Annotated in this window: 14 protein-coding genes and 4 rRNA genes; 6 read left to right on the top strand and 12 right to left on the bottom strand. The window is 40.3% G+C overall.

The window, feature by feature from the left end; genetic code table 11:
• Positions 1-5: 5 nt before the first annotated feature.
• Both ilvM and ilvG read right to left on the bottom strand, forming a co-directional pair.
• The gene (ilvM, locus tag PALI_RS13495) at positions 6-251 is read right to left on the bottom strand and encodes an acetolactate synthase 2 small subunit (RefSeq protein WP_096792339.1); all 246 of its coding nucleotides are present in this window, start codon (positions 249-251) and stop codon (positions 6-8) included.
• Positions 248-1,897 (bottom strand): acetolactate synthase 2 catalytic subunit, encoded by a 1,650-nt coding sequence (ilvG, locus tag PALI_RS13490; RefSeq protein ID WP_077536262.1) that lies wholly within the window; start codon positions 1,895-1,897, stop codon positions 248-250. Before ilvG ends, ilvM begins: the two co-directional genes overlap by 4 nt.
• A gap of 552 nt (positions 1,898-2,449) precedes the next feature.
• Here ilvG and PALI_RS13485 point away from each other — a divergent pair.
• From PALI_RS13485 to PALI_RS13460, 6 genes are all read left to right on the top strand, one after another.
• The gene (locus PALI_RS13485) at positions 2,450-4,120 is read left to right on the top strand and encodes a phosphoethanolamine transferase (protein WP_193156166.1); all 1,671 of its coding nucleotides are present in this window, start codon (positions 2,450-2,452) and stop codon (positions 4,118-4,120) included.
• Entirely contained in the window at positions 4,117-4,488 is a 372-nt protein-coding gene (locus PALI_RS13480) for a diacylglycerol kinase (RefSeq protein WP_024605310.1), read from the top strand. The genes PALI_RS13485 and PALI_RS13480 overlap by 4 nt, the downstream gene beginning before the upstream one ends.
• Positions 4,479-6,425 (top strand): LTA synthase family protein, encoded by a 1,947-nt coding sequence (locus tag PALI_RS13475; protein WP_193156165.1) that lies wholly within the window; start codon positions 4,479-4,481, stop codon positions 6,423-6,425. Before PALI_RS13480 ends, PALI_RS13475 begins: the two co-directional genes overlap by 10 nt.
• A gap of 63 nt (positions 6,426-6,488) precedes the next feature.
• Complete coding sequence (locus tag PALI_RS13470) at positions 6,489-7,163, top strand: response regulator transcription factor (protein WP_193156164.1); 675 nt, start codon at positions 6,489-6,491, stop codon at positions 7,161-7,163.
• A complete protein-coding gene (locus PALI_RS13465) occupies positions 7,144-8,580 on the top strand; it encodes a sensor histidine kinase (protein ID WP_193156163.1) in 1,437 nt (478 codons plus the stop codon). The genes PALI_RS13470 and PALI_RS13465 overlap by 20 nt, the downstream gene beginning before the upstream one ends.
• Before the next feature lie 50 nt (positions 8,581-8,630).
• On the top strand, positions 8,631-9,509 hold the full coding sequence (locus PALI_RS13460) for a TraB/GumN family protein (RefSeq protein WP_193156162.1): 879 nt from the start codon (positions 8,631-8,633) through the stop codon (positions 9,507-9,509).
• 158 nt (positions 9,510-9,667) lie between these two features.
• Here the strand turns inward: PALI_RS13460 and PALI_RS13455 are convergent, their stop codons facing one another.
• From PALI_RS13455 to pyrE, 10 genes are all read right to left on the bottom strand, one after another.
• A complete protein-coding gene (locus PALI_RS13455; RefSeq protein WP_193156161.1) occupies positions 9,668-11,389 on the bottom strand; it encodes a response regulator in 1,722 nt (573 codons plus the stop codon).
• A gap of 122 nt (positions 11,390-11,511) precedes the next feature.
• Positions 11,512-13,845 carry a fatty acid cis/trans isomerase gene (locus PALI_RS13450; protein WP_193156160.1) on the bottom strand — a complete coding sequence of 778 codons (2,334 nt, stop codon included), beginning with the start codon at positions 13,843-13,845 and terminating at the stop codon, positions 11,512-11,514.
• Positions 13,842-14,204, bottom strand: a complete 363-nt coding sequence (locus PALI_RS13445) for a hypothetical protein (RefSeq protein WP_077536274.1) — start codon at positions 14,202-14,204, stop codon at positions 13,842-13,844. Before PALI_RS13445 ends, PALI_RS13450 begins: the two co-directional genes overlap by 4 nt.
• A gap of 298 nt (positions 14,205-14,502) precedes the next feature.
• A complete protein-coding gene (locus PALI_RS13440; protein ID WP_193156159.1) occupies positions 14,503-15,297 on the bottom strand; it encodes a VOC family protein in 795 nt (264 codons plus the stop codon).
• A 1,435-nt stretch (positions 15,298-16,732) separates the two neighbouring features.
• A 5S ribosomal RNA gene (gene rrf / locus PALI_RS13435) occupies positions 16,733-16,847 on the bottom strand.
• Between the two features lie 63 nt (positions 16,848-16,910).
• Positions 16,911-17,025: ribosomal RNA gene (gene rrf / locus PALI_RS13430) — 5S ribosomal RNA — on the bottom strand.
• 213 nt (positions 17,026-17,238) lie between these two features.
• Positions 17,239-20,128, bottom strand: a 23S ribosomal RNA gene (locus tag PALI_RS13425).
• 299 nt (positions 20,129-20,427) lie between these two features.
• Positions 20,428-21,963 (bottom strand): 16S ribosomal RNA (locus PALI_RS13420).
• The 16S, 23S and 5S rRNA genes sit together here, the layout of an rRNA operon.
• Positions 21,964-22,528: 565 nt before the next feature.
• Positions 22,529-22,909, bottom strand: coding sequence for a diacylglycerol kinase (locus PALI_RS13415; RefSeq protein WP_033029967.1), 381 nt, complete (start codon positions 22,907-22,909; stop codon positions 22,529-22,531).
• 57 nt (positions 22,910-22,966) lie between these two features.
• On the bottom strand, positions 22,967-23,611 hold the full coding sequence (gene pyrE, locus PALI_RS13410; protein WP_077536278.1) for an orotate phosphoribosyltransferase: 645 nt from the start codon (positions 23,609-23,611) through the stop codon (positions 22,967-22,969).
• Positions 23,612-23,622: the final 11 nt, after the last annotated feature.

Here is a 23,622-nt window from a genome sequence, read left to right as displayed (position 1 = left end):
CGTAATTACACAGCCTGTTGGTGCTGTAAATTTTGTAAAGTGACTTCTTTTACATCCACCAGCTTGTTTAGCTGGCTGGTTAATAGGTGAATAGGTTTATCACTATCTACCGTCATGACCACATTGTATAAGCCATCATCCATATTGAGCTGAAAATGCGTGAGGTCAAAACCACGATGACGCACAACGCGTAAAAAGCGCTCTACCGCTATACTTTGGCTTTTTAATGCAATAGTTAGGCTATGTTTCATTGTGCTTTCTCCGTCATCATTTCGTCGTTAGCAGCCCCAGGTGGTACAAGTGGCCAAACGTTTTCTTTATTATCAATACAGGCATGTACTATGTACGGGCCTTTACTGTTAACTAATGCTGTAATAGCATCATCAACTTGGTTCGCGTGGGTAATTGTTTGCCCAGGAATACCAAATACAGCAGCTAATTGAACAAAATCTGGATTATCCGAAAGGTCAGTTTCAGAGTAACGCCCTTCAAAAAATAGTTCCTGCCATTGGCGAACCATACCCAAGCGCTGATTATCTAAAATTAATATTTTTACAGGTAAATTATTACGGCGAATAGTGGCCAATTCTTGAATATTCATCATTATTGAGCCATCACCCGACACAGTAATAACAAAGTCATCAGGGCGTGCTACCTGCGCGCCAATAGCCGCAGGTAAACCAAAGCCCATTGTACCTGCACCACCACTGCTTAAATGATTACTCGGGTGAGTAAACTTCATGTGTTGTGCTACCCACATTTGGTGTTGACCAACATCGCAACACACAACACCCGTTTTTGGCATGCGTTGGCTCAATTGGTTTAACAAGTACGGTGCATATACCTTCTCACCTGGGTAGTCGTAACGCCACGCGTGCTTAATATTCATTTCTTTATTTGTGTCACACCAGGCTTTAGGTGTTACAAAGCACTCAAGTGCGGGTAACGACGTTTTTAAATCAGCAATTAATGAGGCTTTAGCAGGTTTTCGTTTACCAACTTCAGCGGCATCTATATCTAAATGGATTACTTTTGCTTTAGCTGCAAATTTAGCTAAGTTACCTGTTACGCGATCATCAAAGCGTGCACCTATACATACAAGTACATCACATTCTTGCACCGCAATATTAGCAGCTTGACCACCATGCATACCTAACATACCTAAGTAATGCTCGTAATCTGGTAACACACTGCCTAGCGCTTTAAGTGTTGATACAGCTGGCATCTGCGTTTTGTTTAAAAACTGCATTAACTCGTCTTGCGCATCAGCAGCTTGTACACCACCGCCTACATACGCTACAGGCTGTTTAGCCTCACTCAACAGTTGGTTAGCAATAGCAACTTGCTTTAAATCTAACTCTGGTAAGTATTCATCAGCTGCAAGCCAAGGCTTAAAAGGGACTTGCGCCATTTGAATATCTTTTGGGATATCGACAAGTACGGGACCTGGTCGGCCGCTTTGCGCTAAATGGATAGCTTCTTGTAATATCTCTGCTAAGTCTTCAGCTCGTTCTACCATGTAGCTATGTTTAGTACACGAAAGCGACATACCTAGTACATCTATTTCTTGAAATGCATCAGATCCAATGGCTGCAGTAGGCACTTGGCCGGTGATCGCTAACAACGGAACTGAGTCCATCATCGCATCAGCAAGGGCTGTTATTAAGTTAGTTGCACCTGGGCCCGATGTTGCAAAGCACACGCCTAATTTACGCGTACTGCGAGCATAACCAACAGCGGCAAACCCTGCACCTTGCTCATGGCGAGTAAGGTAGTGTTTGACTGGCGCACCATACAGCGCATCGTAAATTGGCATAATAGCTCCGCCTGGGTAGCCAAATACTTCATTTACGCCGTGTTTGGTCAATAAATCGATTGTTAGTTCTGCGCCTGTCATTAATAAACCCTCATTCCTCAGTGACAACCCAATTACATTTTTACGCTAAAAACTTTACCCTTAAAACTAAAAAGCCCTCCGAACGGTTAAGTGCGGAGGGCTTTTTAATGCTTAAGTTTTTAAAGCACTACGAAGCCCTCGCGGGAATAATCACCACGATAATAATCAGGACTAGGTTAAGTGCATTTGTAAGCATGTAATTAATACCAAATTTTGTTCAATTATTGCGAAGATTAACTCTTCACTCTCTTTTTATATTAGTACCGCGCTAGGCCCTTTAAGTCAACACCAAAGTTAATCTAACAAAAAGACTAAAAGGCAATTTATCAGGTTTTAAAATTCATTATATAAACTGGTGGTGGTTTTTTTATGCTCTAATTTCATTCTCAGAAATTCACTATTCTTATATCCCTTATTTAAGGTTTGATTAATTTTTAAGAATATTTTTATAAATAAAATTATTTATCACCTTCAGGTAATGCGTAGGTTCTCTTAAGCAGTTCTTAAGTGTTGTTGCATAGCATGGCGTTGTTATTTTAAACGAGCCTAAATATGAACGTCATTAGTCAAACACCAGCACAAAAAAAGCCAAATCGTAGTAAACGATTTTACATTCACTGTAGTGCAAATGCCTTTGTAGTGATGATTGCCTGTTATTACTGTTTAGTTATAAACATTCCTTTTATTCAAGGTTCGTTTAGCGCCATCACCTCCCTTGCATCTTTTTCGTGGCTATTTTTACTTTCAGTGCCACTACTGTTGTTATGCCTTTTAATTATTTTCTTTTCGATAGTGTCGGTTAGGTGGTTACTAAAGCCAATTAACTACTTTTTACTGATAATTTCGAGCGCTGTGTTTTACGGCTCATTAAATTACGGCGTCGTGTTTGACTATTCAATGATTCAAAACACATTTGAAACGGATTCAAGCGAAGCACTGAGCTATTTAAATCCGCAGCTCATAGGTTTTCTACTGCTGTTTTGTGCGCTACCTGTTTTTATATTAAGCAAAGTAAAAATACACTTTACCCGCCCTCACCAAGAAGCGATTAGTCGTATAAAACTTATTGTAGCGTGCTGCTCATTAATTGCTTTAGTGGTCGTAAACTTTTACGCCGACTACGCAGCCACAGGCCGTAATAACCGTATTTTAAAAAAAGAAATCATCCCATTTCAGTATCTCTCTAGCAGTTATAAATATATGCGCGATCAGCTGCTGTATACCAATATGGAATTTAAAAATATAGATGCAACACCTACGCTTATTGCGCCTAACACCACCAGCGTAACAGTTATGGTTGTTGGCGAAACCGCACGAGCAAAAAACTTTGCTTATCAAGGTTATAAGCGCAACACCAATCCTTACACACAAAAGTACAATGTGACGTATTTCAAAAATGTGGCGTCTTGTGGCACCGCTACGGCTGTGTCTGTGCCGTGTATGTTTTCACTGCAAACACAAAATAACTTTGATCGATTAGCAGCCGACAACCAACAAAACCTGATTGACTTAGCACAGCAAGCTGGCAGCGGCGTACTGTGGGTTGATAACAACAGCGGCTGTAAAAATGTATGCACCCGTGTTGTTAATATTGATATACCGACCACCCCATCAGCGCTTTGCGATGGGAAATATTGTTTTGATGAAGCACTGCTTGCTCCACTTAAGCGCAAACTCGCTAATTTAAGCCAAGCTAATACCGTTATCGTCCTACATATGATGGGCTCACACGGACCAACCTACTTTAAACGCTACCCAGATAAATTTAAGCAATTTACGCCTACGTGCGACAGAAGCGACATTCAAAACTGCTCACTTGATGAATTAGTTAATACCTACGACAACACAATTGCGTACAGTGACTTTGTTAACGCTCTAGTGATTGAGCAATTAGAAGCGCTGCCAAACAATATAGATAAGCAGTTTTTATATGTCTCTGATCATGGTGAATCACTTGGCGAAGCCGGTGCTTATTTACATGGTTTTCCGTATAGCTTTGCACCTAGCACACAAACGCATGTTCCTCTTTATATGTGGGCTGATGAACATAATCAGCGCATTACCAATACCTGCTTGGCTAATTTAGACACCACTGCTGCGCGCTCACACAACAATATTTTTCACACCCTTTTAAATTTAATTGGCATTAAAAGCAAAACGTATCAAGCATCGCTCGATTTACTTGCTAGCTGCCAAACAACACCAAGCGAAATACAATTATGAGCAATAAAACCGTTATAAAACGCCAAGGCTTAATGCGCCTTATTTTTACCTTAAGCCATTCTTTTAACGGCTTAAAATGGATGAGTCGATTTGAAGCGGCGTTTCAACAAGAGCTAGCACTGTTTTCGTTACTCGGTGTGTTTGTGTGGCTACAAGAAATTGCACTAAGCGATAAGCTATTACTTATAGCCAGCCTGCTTTTTGTATTATTTGCTGAGCTGGTAAATACGGCAGTTGAGGTTGTAGTTGATAGAATTGGCAGTGAATACCATGAGCTTTCGGGGCTCGCTAAAGATATTGCCTCTGCAAGCGTGTTTATAGCTATGCTAATTGCCGCTCTTATTTGGTGGGCTGTGTTATGGGCATAAAGCTAACTTTTATACCTAAAATACAAAATGCACTTGGCCCTGTATGGATTTTTATTGTATTTGCTATTTTAGCACTTAGCTTTTTAACACTTGCTCGCTTTGGATTAAGTATATGGCAAGGGGAGCGTGTATTTGGATCGCATGCGTGGTTATCTATATTTATAGGTGGTTTAAGAGTTGATATAGCCACTCTAAGCTACATTATTATGCCCGCATTACTACTTACTTTACTGATGCAAAGCGTAGGTTGGCAAAATAAAGTACGCGGCCTCATTAAAATTTATTTAGTGACAATGTCTGCTTTACTTGTTTTTTTTGAAGTGATTACGCCTACGTTTATAAACGAGTACGATTTACGCCCTAACCGCTTATTTATAGAATATTTAATTTACCCTAAAGAAGTCTCAAAAATGATTTTTTCAGGCTATAAGTTAGAAGTATTTATTGCTGTTATAGCACTTATTTTAAGCTGTAAATTTGCAAGTAAAGTATTTAGCAATCAATGGCAAAGCAAGTCATCACTAACAGGCTTAAATCAATCAATTTTAGCGCTTGTTTTAGTATGCTTAACTATTTTGGGCGCGCGTAACTCATTAGGGCACAGACCACTTAACCCCGCCATGGTCTCGTTCTCTACTGATCACTTACTTAACGACTTAACCCTTAACTCACTTTATAGCGTCGCATTTGCAGTTAAGCAACTTTCTAATGAGCAATCAAGCCAAGACTATTATGGCAAAATGCCCACCGATGAATTGCTTAGTATTGTGCGTAGTAACATGCAAAACACGCAAGCCGCATTTAATGATGTAACCGCCCCTACAAAAACGTTTCATGGCGCAAGTAATACAGGTAAACCAAAAAATCTAGTCATTATTTTACAAGAAAGTTTAGGTGCTCGTTACGTAGGCACGCTTGGTGGTTTACCGCTTACACCTAATATAGACGCCCTTTATAAACAAGGCTGGGGGTTTGATAATTTATACGCCACGGGTACACGTTCAGTGCGTGGAATTGAGGCGGTAATTACAGGGTTTACACCAACGCCTTCGCGTGCGGTTGTTAAGCTTGATAAATCACAACGTGACTTTTTTACCATTGCTGATTTTTTAGCGAAGCAAAATTACAACACACAGTTTATTTATGGTGGCGAAAGCCATTTTGATAACATGCGAAGCTTCTTTTTAGGCAATGGTTTTAAAAGTATCGTAGATACAAATAACTTTAAAAAAATAGACTTTAATGGCTCGTGGGGCGCATCAGACGAAGACTTGTACGATCAAGCCGACATAGAACTTACTAAGCTTAAAAATCAAAAAAAAACCTTTTTTAGCCTTATATTCTCAAGCTCTAACCATAGCCCGTATGACTTTCCTGACGATAAAATAACGCTGTACGATAAACAAAAACAAACTCGTAATAATGCTGCCAAGTATGCCGATTACGCACTAGGCACCTTTATCGAAAAAGCTAAAAAATCGAGCTACTGGGACGATACCGTGTTTATAGTTATTGCCGATCACGACTCACGCGTATCTGGGGCAAGTTTAGTACCGGTTGATCACTTTAAAATTCCGGCCGTTATTTTTGGTAAAGGTATTACTCATAAACGAGATAGCCAACTAGCCAGCCAGATCGATATTCCTGTTACTCTACTGTCTTTAATTGGCGCAAGTGGTAAGCACCCTATGATAGGCCATGATTTATCAAAGCCAATTAGCGACAACAAACAACGCGCCATGATGCAATACGACAAAAACTTTGCCTACATGCACGATAATAAAGTGGTGGTGTTACAACCACAAAAACCAGCAACCACCTATACATATAGCAATAACCAGCTTGTGCCATGTGAAAACGATGAGCAACTAGTTAGAAAAGCCCTAGCCCACGCGAACTTAGGTAATCTAGCCTACACAAATGGTTGGTATCATTAACCAAGTGACTTGATAGTAAAGCCTTGTTAAAGTAACAAGGCTATTTTTATAAACCGAGTAAACATGAAAATCCTCGTTATTGAAGACTCTGAAGCACTAAGACGCAGCTTGCAAGTTGGCCTTAGCAACCTTGGTTTTACCGTAGATGAAACTGGTGATGGCTCAGAAGGGTTGAGTATGGCACTGAGTGGAAACTACGACCTCCTCGTACTTGATTTAATGCTACCGAGCGTTGATGGCATGAGTATTTTACAAGCACTGCGCAGCAGTAATAGCCAAAGCCGTGTGCTAATTTTATCGGCACGAAGTGAGCCTCAAGATAAAATTAGCGGCCTTATGAAAGGCGCTGACGATTATTTAACTAAGCCATTTTCGTTTGAAGAACTCCATGCTCGCGTCCTTGCATTACTTCGTCGTGGTTCACTGCAAACCCAACAAAATACCCTTACCGTAGGTGATTGCGTATTAGATCTCTCCCTTAAAACTCTTAACTACAAGCAACATGCCATTGAGCTCACGCGTAATGAATACAAAATAATAGAATGCTTATTTAACGCCCCAGAGCGAGTATTGGGGCTTGAGCTTATAAGTGAAGCGGTGGTAGGTCAGTTTGATATGCTCTCTAAAAATGCGCTGGAAGCACACATCTCAACCATACGTAAAAAAGTAAGACAGTTTGATGGCGAGCTCCCGATAAAAAATAAACGTGGATTTGGTTATGTCGCAACAACAAAATAAAAGTCACTCAATAAAACGTAAACTCGTTAATAATATTAGCGCTGTACTTTCGGTTATTTTATTCACCATATTTTTAACCGTTGATTTAAGCGTTGATACTTGGGTGGAAGATCAGTTCAATCAGTCTTTAACTAATAAAGCTAACTACTTAAAAACCTTAGTTGAAGATGACAACAACGTGGTTGAATTTGATTTTGCTGGTGAGTTTATGTCGGAGTATGAGGCTGCCGATGCCACTGAGTTTTACCAGCTATGGCATGGCAGTGATGTTTTTGAGCGTTCGGACTCATTAGCGCTTTATGAAAATGCTAACCTGCCTTTTTTAAAAATGCCGATAAACGAATCTAAAATTATAGATTACGAGCTTCCTAACGGGCGTGATGGCCGCGCACTTATAAGTCACTTTGTAGCCCAAAAAGATGATAGAAACCCCACTCACTCTGCTGTTTTTAATACCATGACACTTGCAATTGCAGCGCCGACAGCCGAACTTAATAAAGTACTGATTATTATTGATGTGGTCTTTATTTTAACCTGTGTGCTTGGTGTGTTTGGTGTGCGCTATTTAGTGACACGCATTGTAAATAAAGGCCTGCACCCGCTACACAATTTAAACGACCAAATTAAGCTACTCGATATTACTGGTGTTGCGCAAACAATAGAAAGCGACTTTAAAGTAGAAGAAATAGAACCCATACGTAACGAGCTAAATAAGTTTATTACCGTTAATCAGCAACTCTATAGTAATGAAAAACGCCTAACAAGCGACATTGCACACGAGCTAAAAACCCCAATAGCTGAACTCATAAGCCTTTCAGAAGTGGCTATTCGCTACCCTGACGATAAACGTATTAGCGACACCTATACCAGTGATGTACTTAATATTTCACAGCGTATGAAAACGATAGTAAATAACCTATTGTTATTACAACGTTCAAACAGCAGTACAATGAAATTAGATATAAAAGCAATCACCCTCAATAACTTAGTCAATCAAACTATTAATGAACTGACTTTTAAGCACCCAACTATTAAATCGCGTTTAAGAAGCAATATTAGTGAAGACCTTACACTTATGGCTGACGAATTTAGTTTAAATACTATTTTGTGTAATTTGATTGATAACGCACTATTTTATGGACTTCCTGAAGACCCTATTAGATTAAGTGCGGTAAATAACACGAAAAATATTACTGTCTGTGTTAGTAATAAAATACACAAGCCACTAAGTCACGATCAGTTGACCGCTATTTTTGATCCGCTCTATCAGTTAGATTCGTCACGAACTAATAATCAACGCCACGGTTTAGGGTTATCTATTGTGCAGAGCTTGTGTAACTTAAATGGTCTTACAATTACAGCTAACAATACCAAAGATACCACGCTAACGTTTATATTAACGTTACCCACTAAGTGAATTTAGGTTAGTATTTATATTACTAATTCTCGAAATTTTAAGGATAAACCATGAATGCCCTGATCCGCATGAGCCATTTATTTATTGTGGCGTTGCTTATAACATTTAGTTTTAACAGCTACGCTGATCCCGCTTTATATAAAATAGAAAAAAATGGCGTTAGCTCTTACTTATTTGGCACTGTACATGTTGGTGATGCCAGCATGAATGGGTTACCTAAAAAGATAACAGATGCAATTAGCGCAAGCAAAGAGGTTATTGTAGAGGTTGATATAAGTAAACTTACACCATTTGAAATGCAGCAGCGCTCAATGCCACTTATGATGCAAACCAATGGCAAAACACTGCAAACAGAACTGACTAAACAAAATTACAATAAACTAAAAGGCTACTTTGCTAAAAAATCGATTGATATTGCTATGTTCAATGCTTTAAAGCCATGGGCCGTAATGGTTACCATGATGCAAATTGAATTTCAAAATGCAGGCTTTTCTGATCAAACGGGCATAGACAAGCAAGTGCTTAGTTATGCTAAAGAGCATAATATTAAAATTGGCGAGCTTGAAACCCTAGAGCAGCAACTACAAATGTTTGATGGTATGGCGCTATTAAGCAATGAAATGATTGAAGAAACCTTTGAGCAACTAGCCGATATTAATACTTACTTTATCAAGTTAGTTAATGCATGGAAAAGCGGTGACATGGATACACTAACCGATTACTACAACATGAGTTTTGATGAGAGTGACTACGGTAAGATCAGCGAGCAAGTAATGTTAATTAATCGTAACAACAATTGGGTTAAACAACTCACACCACGTTTAGCAAACGAGCAGCTATTTATTGCGGTGGGCGCTCTACACTTACCTGAGCAACACGGTTTAATTAAACAACTACAAAAGCAAGGTTTTACCGTTAGCCGTATTTAATCCTCTATAAAATGAAATGAGCAGGCCAATGTTTGCTCATTTTTATACGCTGAGCTACTTCCTAATTTTATTTACACAATAACAATTTAGATAATTTACTTTACAGCTAAAAGCACTGAGTTGATAAAATTTTGTCATTTGAGATATCAAAAATAGACCTATTTACGACTATACACTTTCGCTAATACATCAATCACCATCTGCTTATCTATAGGCTTAAAAACATGGGCATTAATCCCACATTCACCTGCATACGCGATATCACTATCGGAGGTATTTGCAGTAACAACAATGATTGGTGTTGATTGATCAAATGTTCGTATTTTTTTACTCGCTTCAAAGCCATCCATTACGGGCATATTTAAATCCATAAATATTACGTCATATCGTTCTCTAGTGACCATTTCACAGGCTACTTTACCATTTTCAGCAGATACGCAGCTATAACCGAGTGATGTCAAAACTCGTGTTAATACCAGCATATTTAATGGGTTATCTTCAACAACTAAGCAATGAAGCGTTGAAGGTAGTATTGTCTTCTTCGATTTATCTGGCTCATTAATAGTAATTGGTATTTTAAGCGTGACCAACGCCCCCCCATGTTCATTATTTTCAAATAATATTTTGCCATGAAAAGCTTTAACAATGTATTGCACGCGCGCAAGGCCTGTTCTAAGGCCTTGAAAATGATTGCTTTGCTCCTGCGAATTAAATACAGGGCTATCTACCTGACTTAAAAAACCACATCCTGTATCTTTTACCGTAACAATTAATTGCTCGTAATCCACTTTAGCATCGATATGAACTTCACCCTGCACGGTAAACTTTAACGCATTACTTAATAATTCAGCTAGCATCTGCTGCAAACGCTTATGATCGAGTTCAGTAGTACAATTAAGAGTCGAATCGAACGAGGTTATCAACCTTATACCTTTCTGCTCATAAGCATACTCATAAGTGGTTAATATTCTTTCTAGTGATCGTAATAAATTTGTATTTGTTAATTGCAGTGACCAATGCCCTAAACTCAATGCTTGTAAATCTTGAAGTTCATCGAGCATCGCTATTATTCTTGACGCGCAAAAAGCCGCCTGCATTTTAATTTTTTTTTGCTCATCTTTAATATATAGAGTTTCGATTGACGAAATCAGCCCTTGCAATGGCGTTCTGAATTCATGACTAGCTCTGGCAATAAAATGTTCTTTATTTTTACTCACCTGATAAGCAAACTCCTTCTGTTTTTGAGAATCAGTCAACGCATTAAGTATCTCCTTTTCCATTGGCATAAATACAAACCGTAGCTCTACAAGTAGCAATAGCATGGCAGCAAGCCAAAATAGTAGCTCAAGATTAGACACCCAGTTCATTTTTGTGATTGCTTCGGTCTCAAATAAACTTACAGCATAATCTAACTGTTTTAATAGAACTTCAACTTGTGTAACAGAGAATATTTGCCTATCTACTTGTCCTTGTTGATAAAGTAGACTTTCAGCCTCTTGAATAAATACCTTAACTTGAGAGTCGAGTTTATTCGGAGTTGATGTGTATAGCTTTACAAGCTTAGGAGTAAGGTACTGATATTCGCCATCATCATTTTTAGAAAGCAAATACTCATGACTATTTTTAAATAATAGTAATGACGCTTTTAGCGCTTTAATATGGTTGCTAGCATCTACTGAAGATATGAGTAATTCATTACTATGCCAAGCAATTTTTTGCGAAAGCATTCTTTGTTTACCTGCAATATTGATAATTTTTGCATCATATTTTTGCACTGATAAAAAATACTGCATAAGTGATGCTGATATGCTTATTAATACCGCGATTGCGATTAAAGCCCATTGGTAGCGGGTTCGGATATTTGCGACAACTTTAAACATACTATGGCCAGTTTTTGTTTTAAGTGTAGCTTAATTTTTTAAAACAAATAAACGGCTTCAATATGATTTTTAAATAAAAAAGCCCAACTTAAAAGCTGAGCCAATAAAAAAAACTATTTTAATTATCGGTTCTCTAATCGATTATAATCGAACATTCCATATTCTATACCGCGATACTGTTTAGCTGTATCGTGCAAAATATCACTATACTGCCAAAATTGAGGGTGAGTACGTCGAATACCAAACTTAGACTTTAATGCTCTATAATCAGCCTCTATTTCCATCATGGGTAATTGCTCTGTAAAAGCAGCCACTTGCTGATCATTATTTAAATACCAAATAGATTCTGGATAGTCACCAATAAAGCCTGGAACAATAGTCGCTGTATCCTCCTTATAAGCACGTTGCCCATCTTCATTCAATAAACTGGATATATTGTAGTGTGCATTGTGATGAATAATAGTATAAGCCTTGTGGCTATCATCAGACTGCTTAACTAAAACAAAAGATAATTGCGGCAATAAATTAACTGCTTTTGCTGGCATAGCATTTATTACGCCTAGCGCTTTAGGCACTTGAGTATAGTCATATTGCTTACTTAACACTGGCGCTAAAGCCTCTTTCATTAAGCCATAAAGCTCATGTTGAGGGTCATTTGTTTCATATTTAATACCACTTGGTTGGCTAAACTCTCGATTATTTTTAAAAAAGTCAGCAAGACTCGGTGGCGATTTGCGATACCAATGTTTTTTAATTTGATCACGCTTATGCTCAGGTAATAATGCTAAAAAGTTTTGCTCACCTTCTAAACGTAAAAAGTCCATATATAAACGCGTTATTAGCTGATGCCCAACATTACCATACACATCAAAGCCGGCGACTAGAAGGTAATGTATACGTTCAAATAAGGCATAATCGAGGATCCATGTAGTTTTTGGCTCTTGTCCTATAAAGCCTTTCACAACAGTAGCACTATCAAAATGACGAAAAATAGTCAGTGCCGCATTTTCATTATGCCCATCGCCTTTCCATAATAAGTCAGTTGTTAAGTGCTCCCCGCCTTTAAACATTTCATTAGCAAGGCCAACCTTTGCTTTTAAATATTTTTGTTCTAACGCTGAATATTTAACCCAGTTAGAAATAGGTAAGGCATTACTTTCCTCAGCTGCGGGCAGTTCAAGCGCATCTTCATGTTGCATTAGCATTTCACCAACAGCGGGAGTAGCTACTTTAGCTGGATCAGCAAACGCGACCCAAAAATGGTCATTAATCACATTTAAAGCAATTTGACCACGACAAACAGGCCCTTTAATAAAGCCCATTATAATTAATTCTGCCTCATCCAGCATAAACTGATATTTTGAATTAATAGGAATAACTTCGAATGTTTTAAATGGGTTAGATGCTGACTCAGGCTTATAACTTGGCATTTGAGTAACAGTATAATCAGGAGCAATAAATTGATCATATAAACGCAGTAATTTAGCTTCATTAAGCTCTAGCGGTAAATGCGTTTTAGATAATATTGTTGTGCGCTCTTGCATAAATCGGTAATAAACACGACTAACCTTAGGGTCGTCATAAGGGCGACGTGTATTAATAAGCTTTATTTTCTCTCCTGGGGGTGTGCTAGATCGTACTAACTTAAAAAAGCTCTGTGGATTTTCTGGGGTAAAATAAATATGTGCTAAAAACCAGTGTTCATAAATATAACGAGCCGATAACTGATATTTTAAACTGTCTTGATTTAAAAAGGCTTCCCATCCGTTTATTTTATTTTGCTCGAGTTTACTTGGCGGCGCAATATGCGACATTTTACCGCCTGTTTTAAGCCATCTTTGTAGATGATTAAACTCTTCGCGTGATACGCCAGGCAATCCATAGGGCATACCACCATGAGGTTGTTCATCAGCTAATTGATCAAATTCCCCCATCGTTGCACAAGTTTGAGAGCGATTTAAAGAAAAATCAAACTCATCGTCTAATACTTCATTTGCTGGTAATTCATGGCTTTGTTTAAGTACTAAACTATTAAATAAAACACTGCCGGCTAAATTCGCCTCTTCAGTTTGTATTCGCTCATTAAGTACCGGCGTAAAGTTTTTTTCCCGCCATTGCTGAGTGTTAGTCGCATCAAATAATAAACGGCTCGGAGTAGTTGCCAATAAACGAGTTCCATCGTAAACCAACTCTTTACTCAACCCTCGATCTATTCCTTCAGGCGATGACAGCTTAAGTTGGCACGGAGCATCATAGCAACCATGGCAAACCACACAGCGGGTATCTAGCACCGGCTTTACATTTTGTAAAAAATCAGCACCAGAAAGTGTAGAGTGTGAAACAATTCGCTCTTGTGTTTGTTCCAAACCAAATAAATCATTGTAGTGAACATTACCTAAGTACGCACAACCACTAAGAATTATTAATACAAATGTACTTATTATGATTTTTTTCATTCGTCTTCGTCGCCCAAGTCGAAAGTAGGCATCATATCCATTTGCGGAGAAACGAATGCCTTTTGATCTTCAGTATTTAAAATAACACTTAAAAGCGGTCCGTGCGTTAATGTTATTTGCGCATCATGTTCTTGATCTAATATCTTTAAATATGGGGAGTCAGCAATAAGTAATTCATAACTATTAACGGTAATAGCGATACTGCTATCTTCACTTGGATTCTGGCAAATTTGAGCAAGTAACTCATCATCAAGTCCAATTGATATTTCAAAATCAGGCTGCTCTAAATCTCTTTCACTTAATGTTTCATCTAAAAGAAATAAAGGGAGGGTTAAATTGCTATCTTGTTCAAATTCCATTGCGTTCTCTGCACTTACTGACGATTTAATTGGTTAGCATTATAGCAAAATTGCAAATAAATTAACGCTAAAGGGAGTGTAAAATAATTAAGCACAAAGCCATTTAACTTTGCACTTAATAATTATACCAATTGCATTAAATTAGTGATCTAATACAGCCATAAGAAAATAGCGCAATAACAAGGCCAAAATTATGATACATAGTTGTTCTATATAAATAATTTTTAACATCGTTAGTGAGTTATTTAATACGCTAGAATGATCATGTTTTTAATAAAATTGGTATTACATAACCGCATTAAACGTTATCCATAGCAGATTCGATCACCGAAAATACAGCGCCTTGGGGGTCGCAGATAACACTAAAACGCCCAACTTCAGGGATATCTGTCGCAGGAACACATATTTCGCCCCCAAAACTAATCGCTTTATTTACAGTTGCATCGCAGTTTTTTACCGCAAAGTAAATCATCCAATGAGCAGAAATATCTTCTGGCCACTCACTTGTCATTTCAAGCATGCCAGCAATGGGTTGCCCATCTACTAAAAACAAAGTGTAGTCCATGCCTTCCATCGGCTTTATTTCGCTTGTCCATCCCAATAAAGAACAATAAAAATCGCTACTTACTTTGCTATCTTTGGTTGCTAGCTCATGCCAATATGGTGTATTTAATTCACCTAAGCGTTTACAGCCTTTATGCTCATTTGCTTGCCACAAAGCCACCGTAGCACCAGCAGGATCTATTAGCATCAGCATACGCCCAGCATTCATAACATCATGAGGACCCGCAATAATCTCAGCCCCGAGCATTTTTGCTTTAACTGCGCAATTATCAACATTATCAACTGCAATATACGCCAACCAGTGACTGGGAACTCCGCCATCAACTTGCTCTTTGGGCATTTCATACATAGCGGCTATATCATCCCCTTGTTTTTGTAACATGGTGTAATATACGCCTTCTCCAATAGCTTGATCATCATATCCCCAGCTGAATAATGAAGTATAAAAGTTTTTACCCTCTTTCCAGTTTTGCGTACATAATTCAGACCAGCAAAAAATCCCATGCGAATGGCTTTTAGTCTTATTCATTATTAAACCCTTATTATTTTAATTTTTATTTACGCGATAAATCATATAACTAAAATTTAGCTTAGAGCAGTAATTAATCAATATTAATAGGCAGAAATTAAAATGGCTTAAAGTAGAGTGATATACATTTTTATATCTAATACCAATTCGCTTAATTAAGTAATCTATTTTGAGGTAAGAAAATCGTGTCGATAACAAGGCAAGAATTTGGTTATTTAGTTGTTCTATATCAGAAATTTTTAACGCAGTTAGCGTTGAATTTAATCTCTCAAATTGATTAAGTATTATTGCGGATTAGTATAAAAAACAGATAAATTATATCAACCGGCTAAGTACCAGCTCTGCTCAATATTAAGGAAATTATCAGCGGTTAATCTTTTGAAGGTTTAATTTGCGGCAGTATGTTTTATTTTTACGCAAAAAAGAGATTATATAATGCGCTTGCTCCCTATTATACCAATCTACTTATATATGAGGCCTATTTAACGTTAAGAAAATTACGCTAGAACTAGGCAAAAATTTTTGTATCTAGTTGTTCTAAATAAAAAATTTTTAACGACGTTATAGTGCAATTTAATTCGTTAAATTGATCAAAGATTTATGCAGTTTGGTATAAGTAAGCGGTAATAACAAAAAACACCACTTTCGTATTTTAAGTATCCAGCAGCAAAAAAGTCGCTACATTGCTGTAACGGGTTTCTCTTAATTAAATCCAGGTAATGTCACAGTGCCTACAGCTTTAAAGAACCACATAGCAAATGCTACATCATCACTGGCCATGGCTCGGCTTCGAGCTATTTCGTTTGATGTATAGGAATACAAATACCGTAGACTAGAGCATAGGATATGCAAGAGGCCACTACGGAGCTCAGCATACAATATTAGCTATTTACCAAACTCCAAATAGCAAAAAACCCGTTACATTGCTGTAACGGGTTTCTCTTAATTAAATTCAGGTAATGTCACAGTGCCTACAGCTTTAAATAGCCACATAGCAAATGCTACATCATCACTGACCATGGCTCGGCTTCGAGCTATTTCGTTTGATGTATAGGAATACAAACACCGTAGAGCATAGGATATGCAAAGAGGCCACTACGGAGATCAGCATACAACATTAGCTATTTACCAAACTCCAAATAGCAAAAAACCCGTTACATTACTGCAACGGGTTTCTCTTAATTAAATCTTGGTAATGTCATAGTGCCTACAGCGGTAAAGAGCCACATAGCAAATACTACAGCTACACCATCACTGGCCAAGGCTCGGCTACGAGCTATTTCGTTTGATATATAGGAATACAAATACCGCAGAGTAGAGCATAGGATATGCAAAGAGGCCACTACGGAGCTCAGCATACAACATTAGCTATTTACCAAACTCCACATAGCAAAAAACCCGTTACATTTACTGTAACGGGTTTTTCTTAATTAAATCCTGGTAATGTCCTACTTTCACATAGCAAATGCTACACTATCATCGGCGCTGTTTCGTTTCACTACTGAGTTCGGCATGGAGTCAGGTGGGTCCAAAACGCTATTGTCACCAAGAAAATTCTTTTCAATTTTCTTATTTTTATTTATTAAGATTTAAGTCCTTCGACTAAATTTGAAGCCTGGTAATGTCCTACTTTCACATAGCAAATGCTACACTATCATCGGCGCTGTTTCGTTTCACTACTGAGTTCGGCATGGGATCAGGTGGGTCCAAAACGCTATTGTCACCAAGCAAATATGGTGCAAAGAAGTAATGACAAGCACGTAGTGCTACCATTTTCTTTGCGCAAGGTGCCTCAATGTTAACGCTACGCGCTAAGAGTCACCTCTTGAATTTGGAAAATATCTGATAATATTTTTTAAGTCGTTCTTTCAGTAATATCTACTTTAGTCATATTAACTTCTTCGCTTGTTTCACTATCACATAAAACGCGTTTGGCGTTGTATGGTTAAGCCTCACGGGTAATTAGTACAAGTTAGCTTAATGGCTCACACCACTTCCACATCTTGCCTATCAACGTTGTAGTCTTCAACGGCCCTTCAGAGACTTTAAAAGTCTAGTGAGAACTCATCTCGAGGCCTGCTTCGCGCTTAGATGCTTTCAGCGCTTATCAGTTCCGAACGTAGCTACCGGGCAATGCCATTGGCATGACAACCCGAACACCAGCGGTTCGTTCACTCCGGTCCTCTCGTACTAGGAGCAACCCCTCTCAATTCTCAAACGCCCACGGCAGATAGGGACCGAACTGTCTCACGACGTTCTAAACCCAGCTCGCGTACCACTTTAAATGGCGAACAGCCATACCCTTGGGACCGACTTCAGCCCCAGGATGTGATGAGCCGACATCGAGGTGCCAAACACCGCCGTCGATATGAACTCTTGGGCGGTATCAGCCTGTTATCCCCGGAGTACCTTTTATCCGTTGAGCGATGGCCCTTCCATTCAGAACCACCGGATCACTATGACCTACTTTCGTACCTGCTCGACGTGTCTGTCTCGCAGTTAAGCTGGCTTCTACCATTACACTAACCGTACGATGTCCGACCGTACTTAGCCAACCTTCGTGCTCCTCCGTTACTCTTTAGGAGGAGACCGCCCCAGTCAAACTACCCACCAGGCACTGTCCGTAACCCCGATTCAGGGGCCAACGTTAGAACATCAAAACTACAAGGGTGGTATTTCAAGGTTGACTCCACAACAACTAGCGTCGCTGCTTCAAAGTCTCCCACCTATCCTACACATGTAGGTTCAATGTTCAGTGCCAAGCTGTAGTAAAGGTTCACGGGGTCTTTCCGTCTAGCCGCGGGTACACAGCATCTTCACTGCGATTTCAATTTCACTGAGTCTCGGGTGGAGACAGCGTGGCCATGGTTACACCATTCGTGCAGGTCGGAACTTACCCGACAAGGAATTTCGCTACCTTAGGACCGTTATAGTTACGGCCGCCGTTTACCGGGGCTTCGATCAAGAGCTTCTCCCTAAGGATAACCCCATCAATTAACCTTCCGGCACCGGGCAGGTGTCACACCGTATACGTCATCTTGCGATTTTGCACAGTGCTGTGTTTTTAATAAACAGTCCCAGCCACCTGGTCACTGCGGCTCCCGTCCGCTTAGAGAGCAAGTCTCATCACAGATAGGAGCGTACCTTCTCCCGAAGTTACGGTACGATTTTGCCTAGTTCCTTCACCCGAGTTCTCTCAAGCGCCTTAGTATTCTCTACCTGACCACCTGTGTCGGTTTGGGGTACGATTCCATATAATCTGAAGCTTAGAGGCTTTTCCTGGAAGTATGGCATCAGCAACTTCATCACCGTAGTGACTCGTCTCGTGTCTCAGGTTTAGTGTTCGTCCGGATTTACCTAAACAAACGCCCTACTCACTTTCACATAGACTACCAACGCTATGCTTGCTTAGCCTGCTCCGTCCCCCCATCGCAATTATATCGAGTACAGAAATATTAATCTGTTTCCCATCGACTACGCCTTTCGGCCTCGCCTTAGGGGTCGACTTACCCTACCCTGATTAACATGGGATAGGAACCCTTGGTCTTCCGGCGTGGGAGTTTTTCACTCCCATTATCGTTACTCATGTCAGCATTCGCACTTCTGATACCTCCAGCATACCTCCCGGTACACCTTCAACGGCTTACAGAACGCTCCCCTACCACTCAGAATAAATTCTGAATCCGCAGCTTCGGTGCATAGTTTAGCCCCGTTACATCTTCCGCGCAGACCGACTCGACCAGTGAGCTATTACGCTTTCTTTAAAGGATGGCTGCTTCTAAGCCAACCTCCTGGCTGTCTGGGCCTTTCCACATCGTTTCCCACTTAACTATGACTTTGGGACCTTAGCTGGCGGTCTGGGTTGTTTCCCTCTTCACGACGGACGTTAGCACCCGCCGTGTGTCTCCCGGATATTACTTTACGGTATTCGGAGTTTGCAAAGGGTTGGTAAGTCGGGATGACCCCCTAGCCTTAACAGTGCTCTACCCCCGTAAGTATTCGTCCGAGGCTCTACCTAAATAGATTTCGGGGAGAACCAGCTATCTCCCGGTTTGATTAGCCTTTCACTCCTAGCCACAGGTCATCCCCTAACTTTTCAACGTTAGTGGGTTCGGTCCTCCAGTTGATGTTACTCAACCTTCAACCTGCCCATGGCTAGATCACCGGGTTTCGGGTCTATACCTTGCAACTCGTCGCCCAGTTAAGACTCGGTTTCCCTACGGCTACCCTATTCGGTTAACCTCGCTACAAAATATAAGTCGCTGACCCATTATACAAAAGGTACGCAGTCACCCAACAAGTGGGCTCCTACTGCTTGTACGTACACGGTTTCAGGTTCTATTTCACTCCCCTCACAGGGGTTCTTTTCGCCTTTCCCTCACGGTACTGGTTCACTATCGGTCAGTTGGGAGTATTTAGCCTTAGATGATGGTCCACCTATATTCAGTCAAAGTTTCACGTGCTCCGACCTACTCGATTTCACTTAAAATGTCTTTTCATGTACGGGACTATCACCCTGTATCGTGGCACTTTCCAGAGCCTTCCATTAACACATAATAAGCTTAAGGGCTGTTCCGATTTCGCTCGCCGCTACTTTCGGAATCTCGGTTGATTTCTTTTCCTACGGGTACTTAGATGTTTCAGTTCTCCGCGTTCGCTTCGTTAACCTATGTATTCAGTTAACGATACCTGCAAGCAGGTGGGTTTCCCCATTCGGAAATCCTAGTCTCAAGTGCTTTTTACTAGCTTGACTAGGCTTATCGCAAGTTAATACGTCCTTCATCGCCTCCAACTGCCAAGGCATCCACCGTGTACGCTTAGTCACTTAACCATACAACCCAAACGGGTCTTTGTTGTGTGACAGTTTAACTTCGCCAGAAGTCAATATTGAATACTAAAGTAGATACCAATCAATCAACTCAAAAGAGTTAATTAAATGGCACTGAATGGTACTGCTACCATTCTTTTTTTACTTTTGAAAACTCTTGATAAATACAATGTATCTATCAGAATTTTATTATCAGCTTTTCCAAATTTTTAAAGAGCATATTAATTAGTTATCCCAAAGGGACACGCACTAATTAACAATCATCTGTGTGGACACTACGAACAAATAAGTTCTAAATCGTATAAGGAGGTGATCCAGCCCCAGGTTCCCCTAGGGCTACCTTGTTACGACTTCACCCCAGTCATGAATCACTCCGTGGTAAACGTCCTCCCGAGGGTTAGACTATCTACTTCTGGAGCAACCCACTCCCATGGTGTGACGGGCGGTGTGTACAAGGCCCGGGAACGTATTCACCGCGTCATTCTGATACGCGATTACTAGCGATTCCGACTTCATGGAGTCGAGTTGCAGACTCCAATCCGGACTACGACGCACTTTAAGTGATTCGCTTACCTTCGCAGGTTCGCAGCACTCTGTATGCGCCATTGTAGCACGTGTGTAGCCCTACACGTAAGGGCCATGATGACTTGACGTCGTCCCCACCTTCCTCCGGTTTATCACCGGCAGTCTCCTTAGAGTTCTCAGCATTACCTGCTAGCAACTAAGGATAGGGGTTGCGCTCGTTGCGGGACTTAACCCAACATCTCACAACACGAGCTGACGACAGCCATGCAGCACCTGTATCAGCGTTCCCGAAGGCACCAAACCATCTCTGGTAAGTTCGCTGTATGTCAAGTGTAGGTAAGGTTCTTCGCGTTGCATCGAATTAAACCACATGCTCCACCGCTTGTGCGGGCCCCCGTCAATTCATTTGAGTTTTAACCTTGCGGCCGTACTCCCCAGGCGGTCTACTTAATGCGTTAGCTTTGAAAAACAAGTCCGAGGACCCGAGCTTCTAGTAGACATCGTTTACGGCGTGGACTACCGGGGTATCTAATCCCGTTTGCTCCCCACGCTTTCGTACATGAGCGTCAGTGTTGACCCAGGTGGCTGCCTTCGCCATCGGTATTCCTTCAGATCTCTACGCATTTCACCGCTACACCTGAAATTCTACCACCCTCTATCACACTCTAGTTTGCCAGTTCGAAATGCAGTTCCCAGGTTGAGCCCAGGGCTTTCACATCTCGCTTAACAAACCGCCTGCGTACGCTTTACGCCCAGTAATTCCGATTAACGCTCGCACCCTCCGTATTACCGCGGCTGCTGGCACGGAGTTAGCCGGTGCTTCTTCTGTCAGTAACGTCACAGCTAGCAGGTATTAACTACTAACCTTTCCTCCTGACTGAAAGTGCTTTACAACCCGAAGGCCTTCTTCACACACGCGGCATGGCTGCATCAGGCTTGCGCCCATTGTGCAATATTCCCCACTGCTGCCTCCCGTAGGAGTCTGGGCCGTGTCTCAGTCCCAGTGTGGCTGATCATCCTCTCAAACCAGCTAGGGATCGTCGCCTTGGTGAGCCATTACCTCACCAACTAGCTAATCCCACTTGGGCCAATCTAAAGGCGAGAGCCGAAGCCCCCTTTGGTCCGTAGACATTATGCGGTATTAGCAGTCGTTTCCAACTGTTGTCCCCCACCTCAAGGCATGTTCCCAAGCATTACTCACCCGTCCGCCGCTCGTCAGCAAAGTAGCAAGCTACCCTCTGTTACCGCTCGACTTGCATGTGTTAGGCCTGCCGCCAGCGTTCAATCTGAGCCATGATCAAACTCTTCAATTAAAAAGTTTTATGTCTTTCGACAGCTCAATGAATTCTGAATTTATTTTAATATCTTTCGATATTGAATTGACTGTGCCGAAGCAACTTATAAATAAGTTACTTCTGTTGGTCACTCAGTTTTCAATTGAGACTCTAATTTGTTTGCCTTACTTAGCGAACTAAGCTTGGCTGTTAGAACTCAATCTGTACGAGTGCCCACACAGATGATTGCTTTATATTGTTAAAGAACGTTGCGGTTAAAGTTAAACTTTATCTCGCTAGGGCTGCGCATACTACGCTTTCCTATTTTTTTGTCAACACTTAATTTTGGTAAACGTTATATTTATCAACACTAAGTTTTACTTAACACCCTGAGTAGTTTGGGTCTCGCTAGGCGTTGACCTTTCCCGTCTCAGTGGGGTCGCATTATAGGGAGATCCGAAAACAGATCAACTCTTTTTTGAAGAAAACTTGAAATAATGTGCTGTTCGCTGAGTATTTGAGCTAAACAGGCTAAAAACAGAACATAACTAGCAAATTATTAACAACTAAACGCGTTTTAACTCACCTTATATTAAAAATAGAGTTAAGCGATCTTCATATAAAGGCTTATACCCCAGATGATCAACACGATCGTTAATGAAAGTGTTACGGCTGCAGATCCCATATCTTTAGCTCTACCTGACAATACATGTAATTCTGTACTTACCCGATCTGTTAATGCCTCTATGGCAGAATTTAGTAATTCAACTATTAGTATAATAAGCAATGAGCTTACTAGAACTGCCCAATGTAATAGTGATGAGGCAAGCCAAAATGAGATAGGGAATAATATAAGGCTTAGGAGTAGTTCTTGTCTAAATGCTGCTTCTTCTTTAAATGCAGCTTTAAAGCCAAGGTAGGAGCAATAACTTGCTTTGAAAACACGCTTAAGGCCTAAGCCATTTGGTTTTAATACATCTTTCATTAATAAACTCTATAAATGAAGGTCAAAATAAAGCCCCGCACTGCGAGGCTTTTTTATTTATACTACGCCGTATTGATCACGGTACGCTTTAACTGAGGCTAAATGCTCGTCCATCGTTCCTTGGTTTTCAAGGTAACTAATAAGATCAGCTAATTTTACAATAGAGATCACTTGGGTATTAAAGTCGCGTTCAACTTCTTGAATAGCTGATAACTCGGCCTTACCTTTTTCTTGACGATCTAATGCTATTAATACACCACTAAGATCTGCGCCATTTTGTGCAATAATTTCCATTGACTCACGAATCGCAGTACCTGCGGTTATTACATCGTCCACCAGCATTATTTTGCCATTGAGTTCTGAACCTACTAACGTGCCACCTTCACCGTGTGCTTTTTTCTCTTTGCGGTTAAAGCAGTACGGTACATCTTTATCATGGTGATCAGCTAATGCAACCGCTGTTGTTGTCGCTATTGGGATACCTTTATAGGCAGGTCCAAATAATACATCGTACTCTATTGCTGAATCTTCTAATGCCGATGCATAAAAACGACCTAAACGCGCTAAGTCACGACCTGTATTAAACAAACCGGCATTAAAAAAGTACGGACTTGTACGGCCTGACTTTAAAGTAAACTCACCAAATTTTAATACCTGCTTCTCTAGAGCAAATTCTATAAACTCTTTTTGATAATCTTTCATATCTAGTGGCC

It is taken from the genome of Pseudoalteromonas aliena SW19 (assembly GCF_014905615.1).
Classification (GTDB): domain Bacteria; phylum Pseudomonadota; class Gammaproteobacteria; order Enterobacterales; family Alteromonadaceae; genus Pseudoalteromonas; species Pseudoalteromonas aliena.
This window is presented reverse-complemented; position numbering and strand designations above follow the sequence as displayed.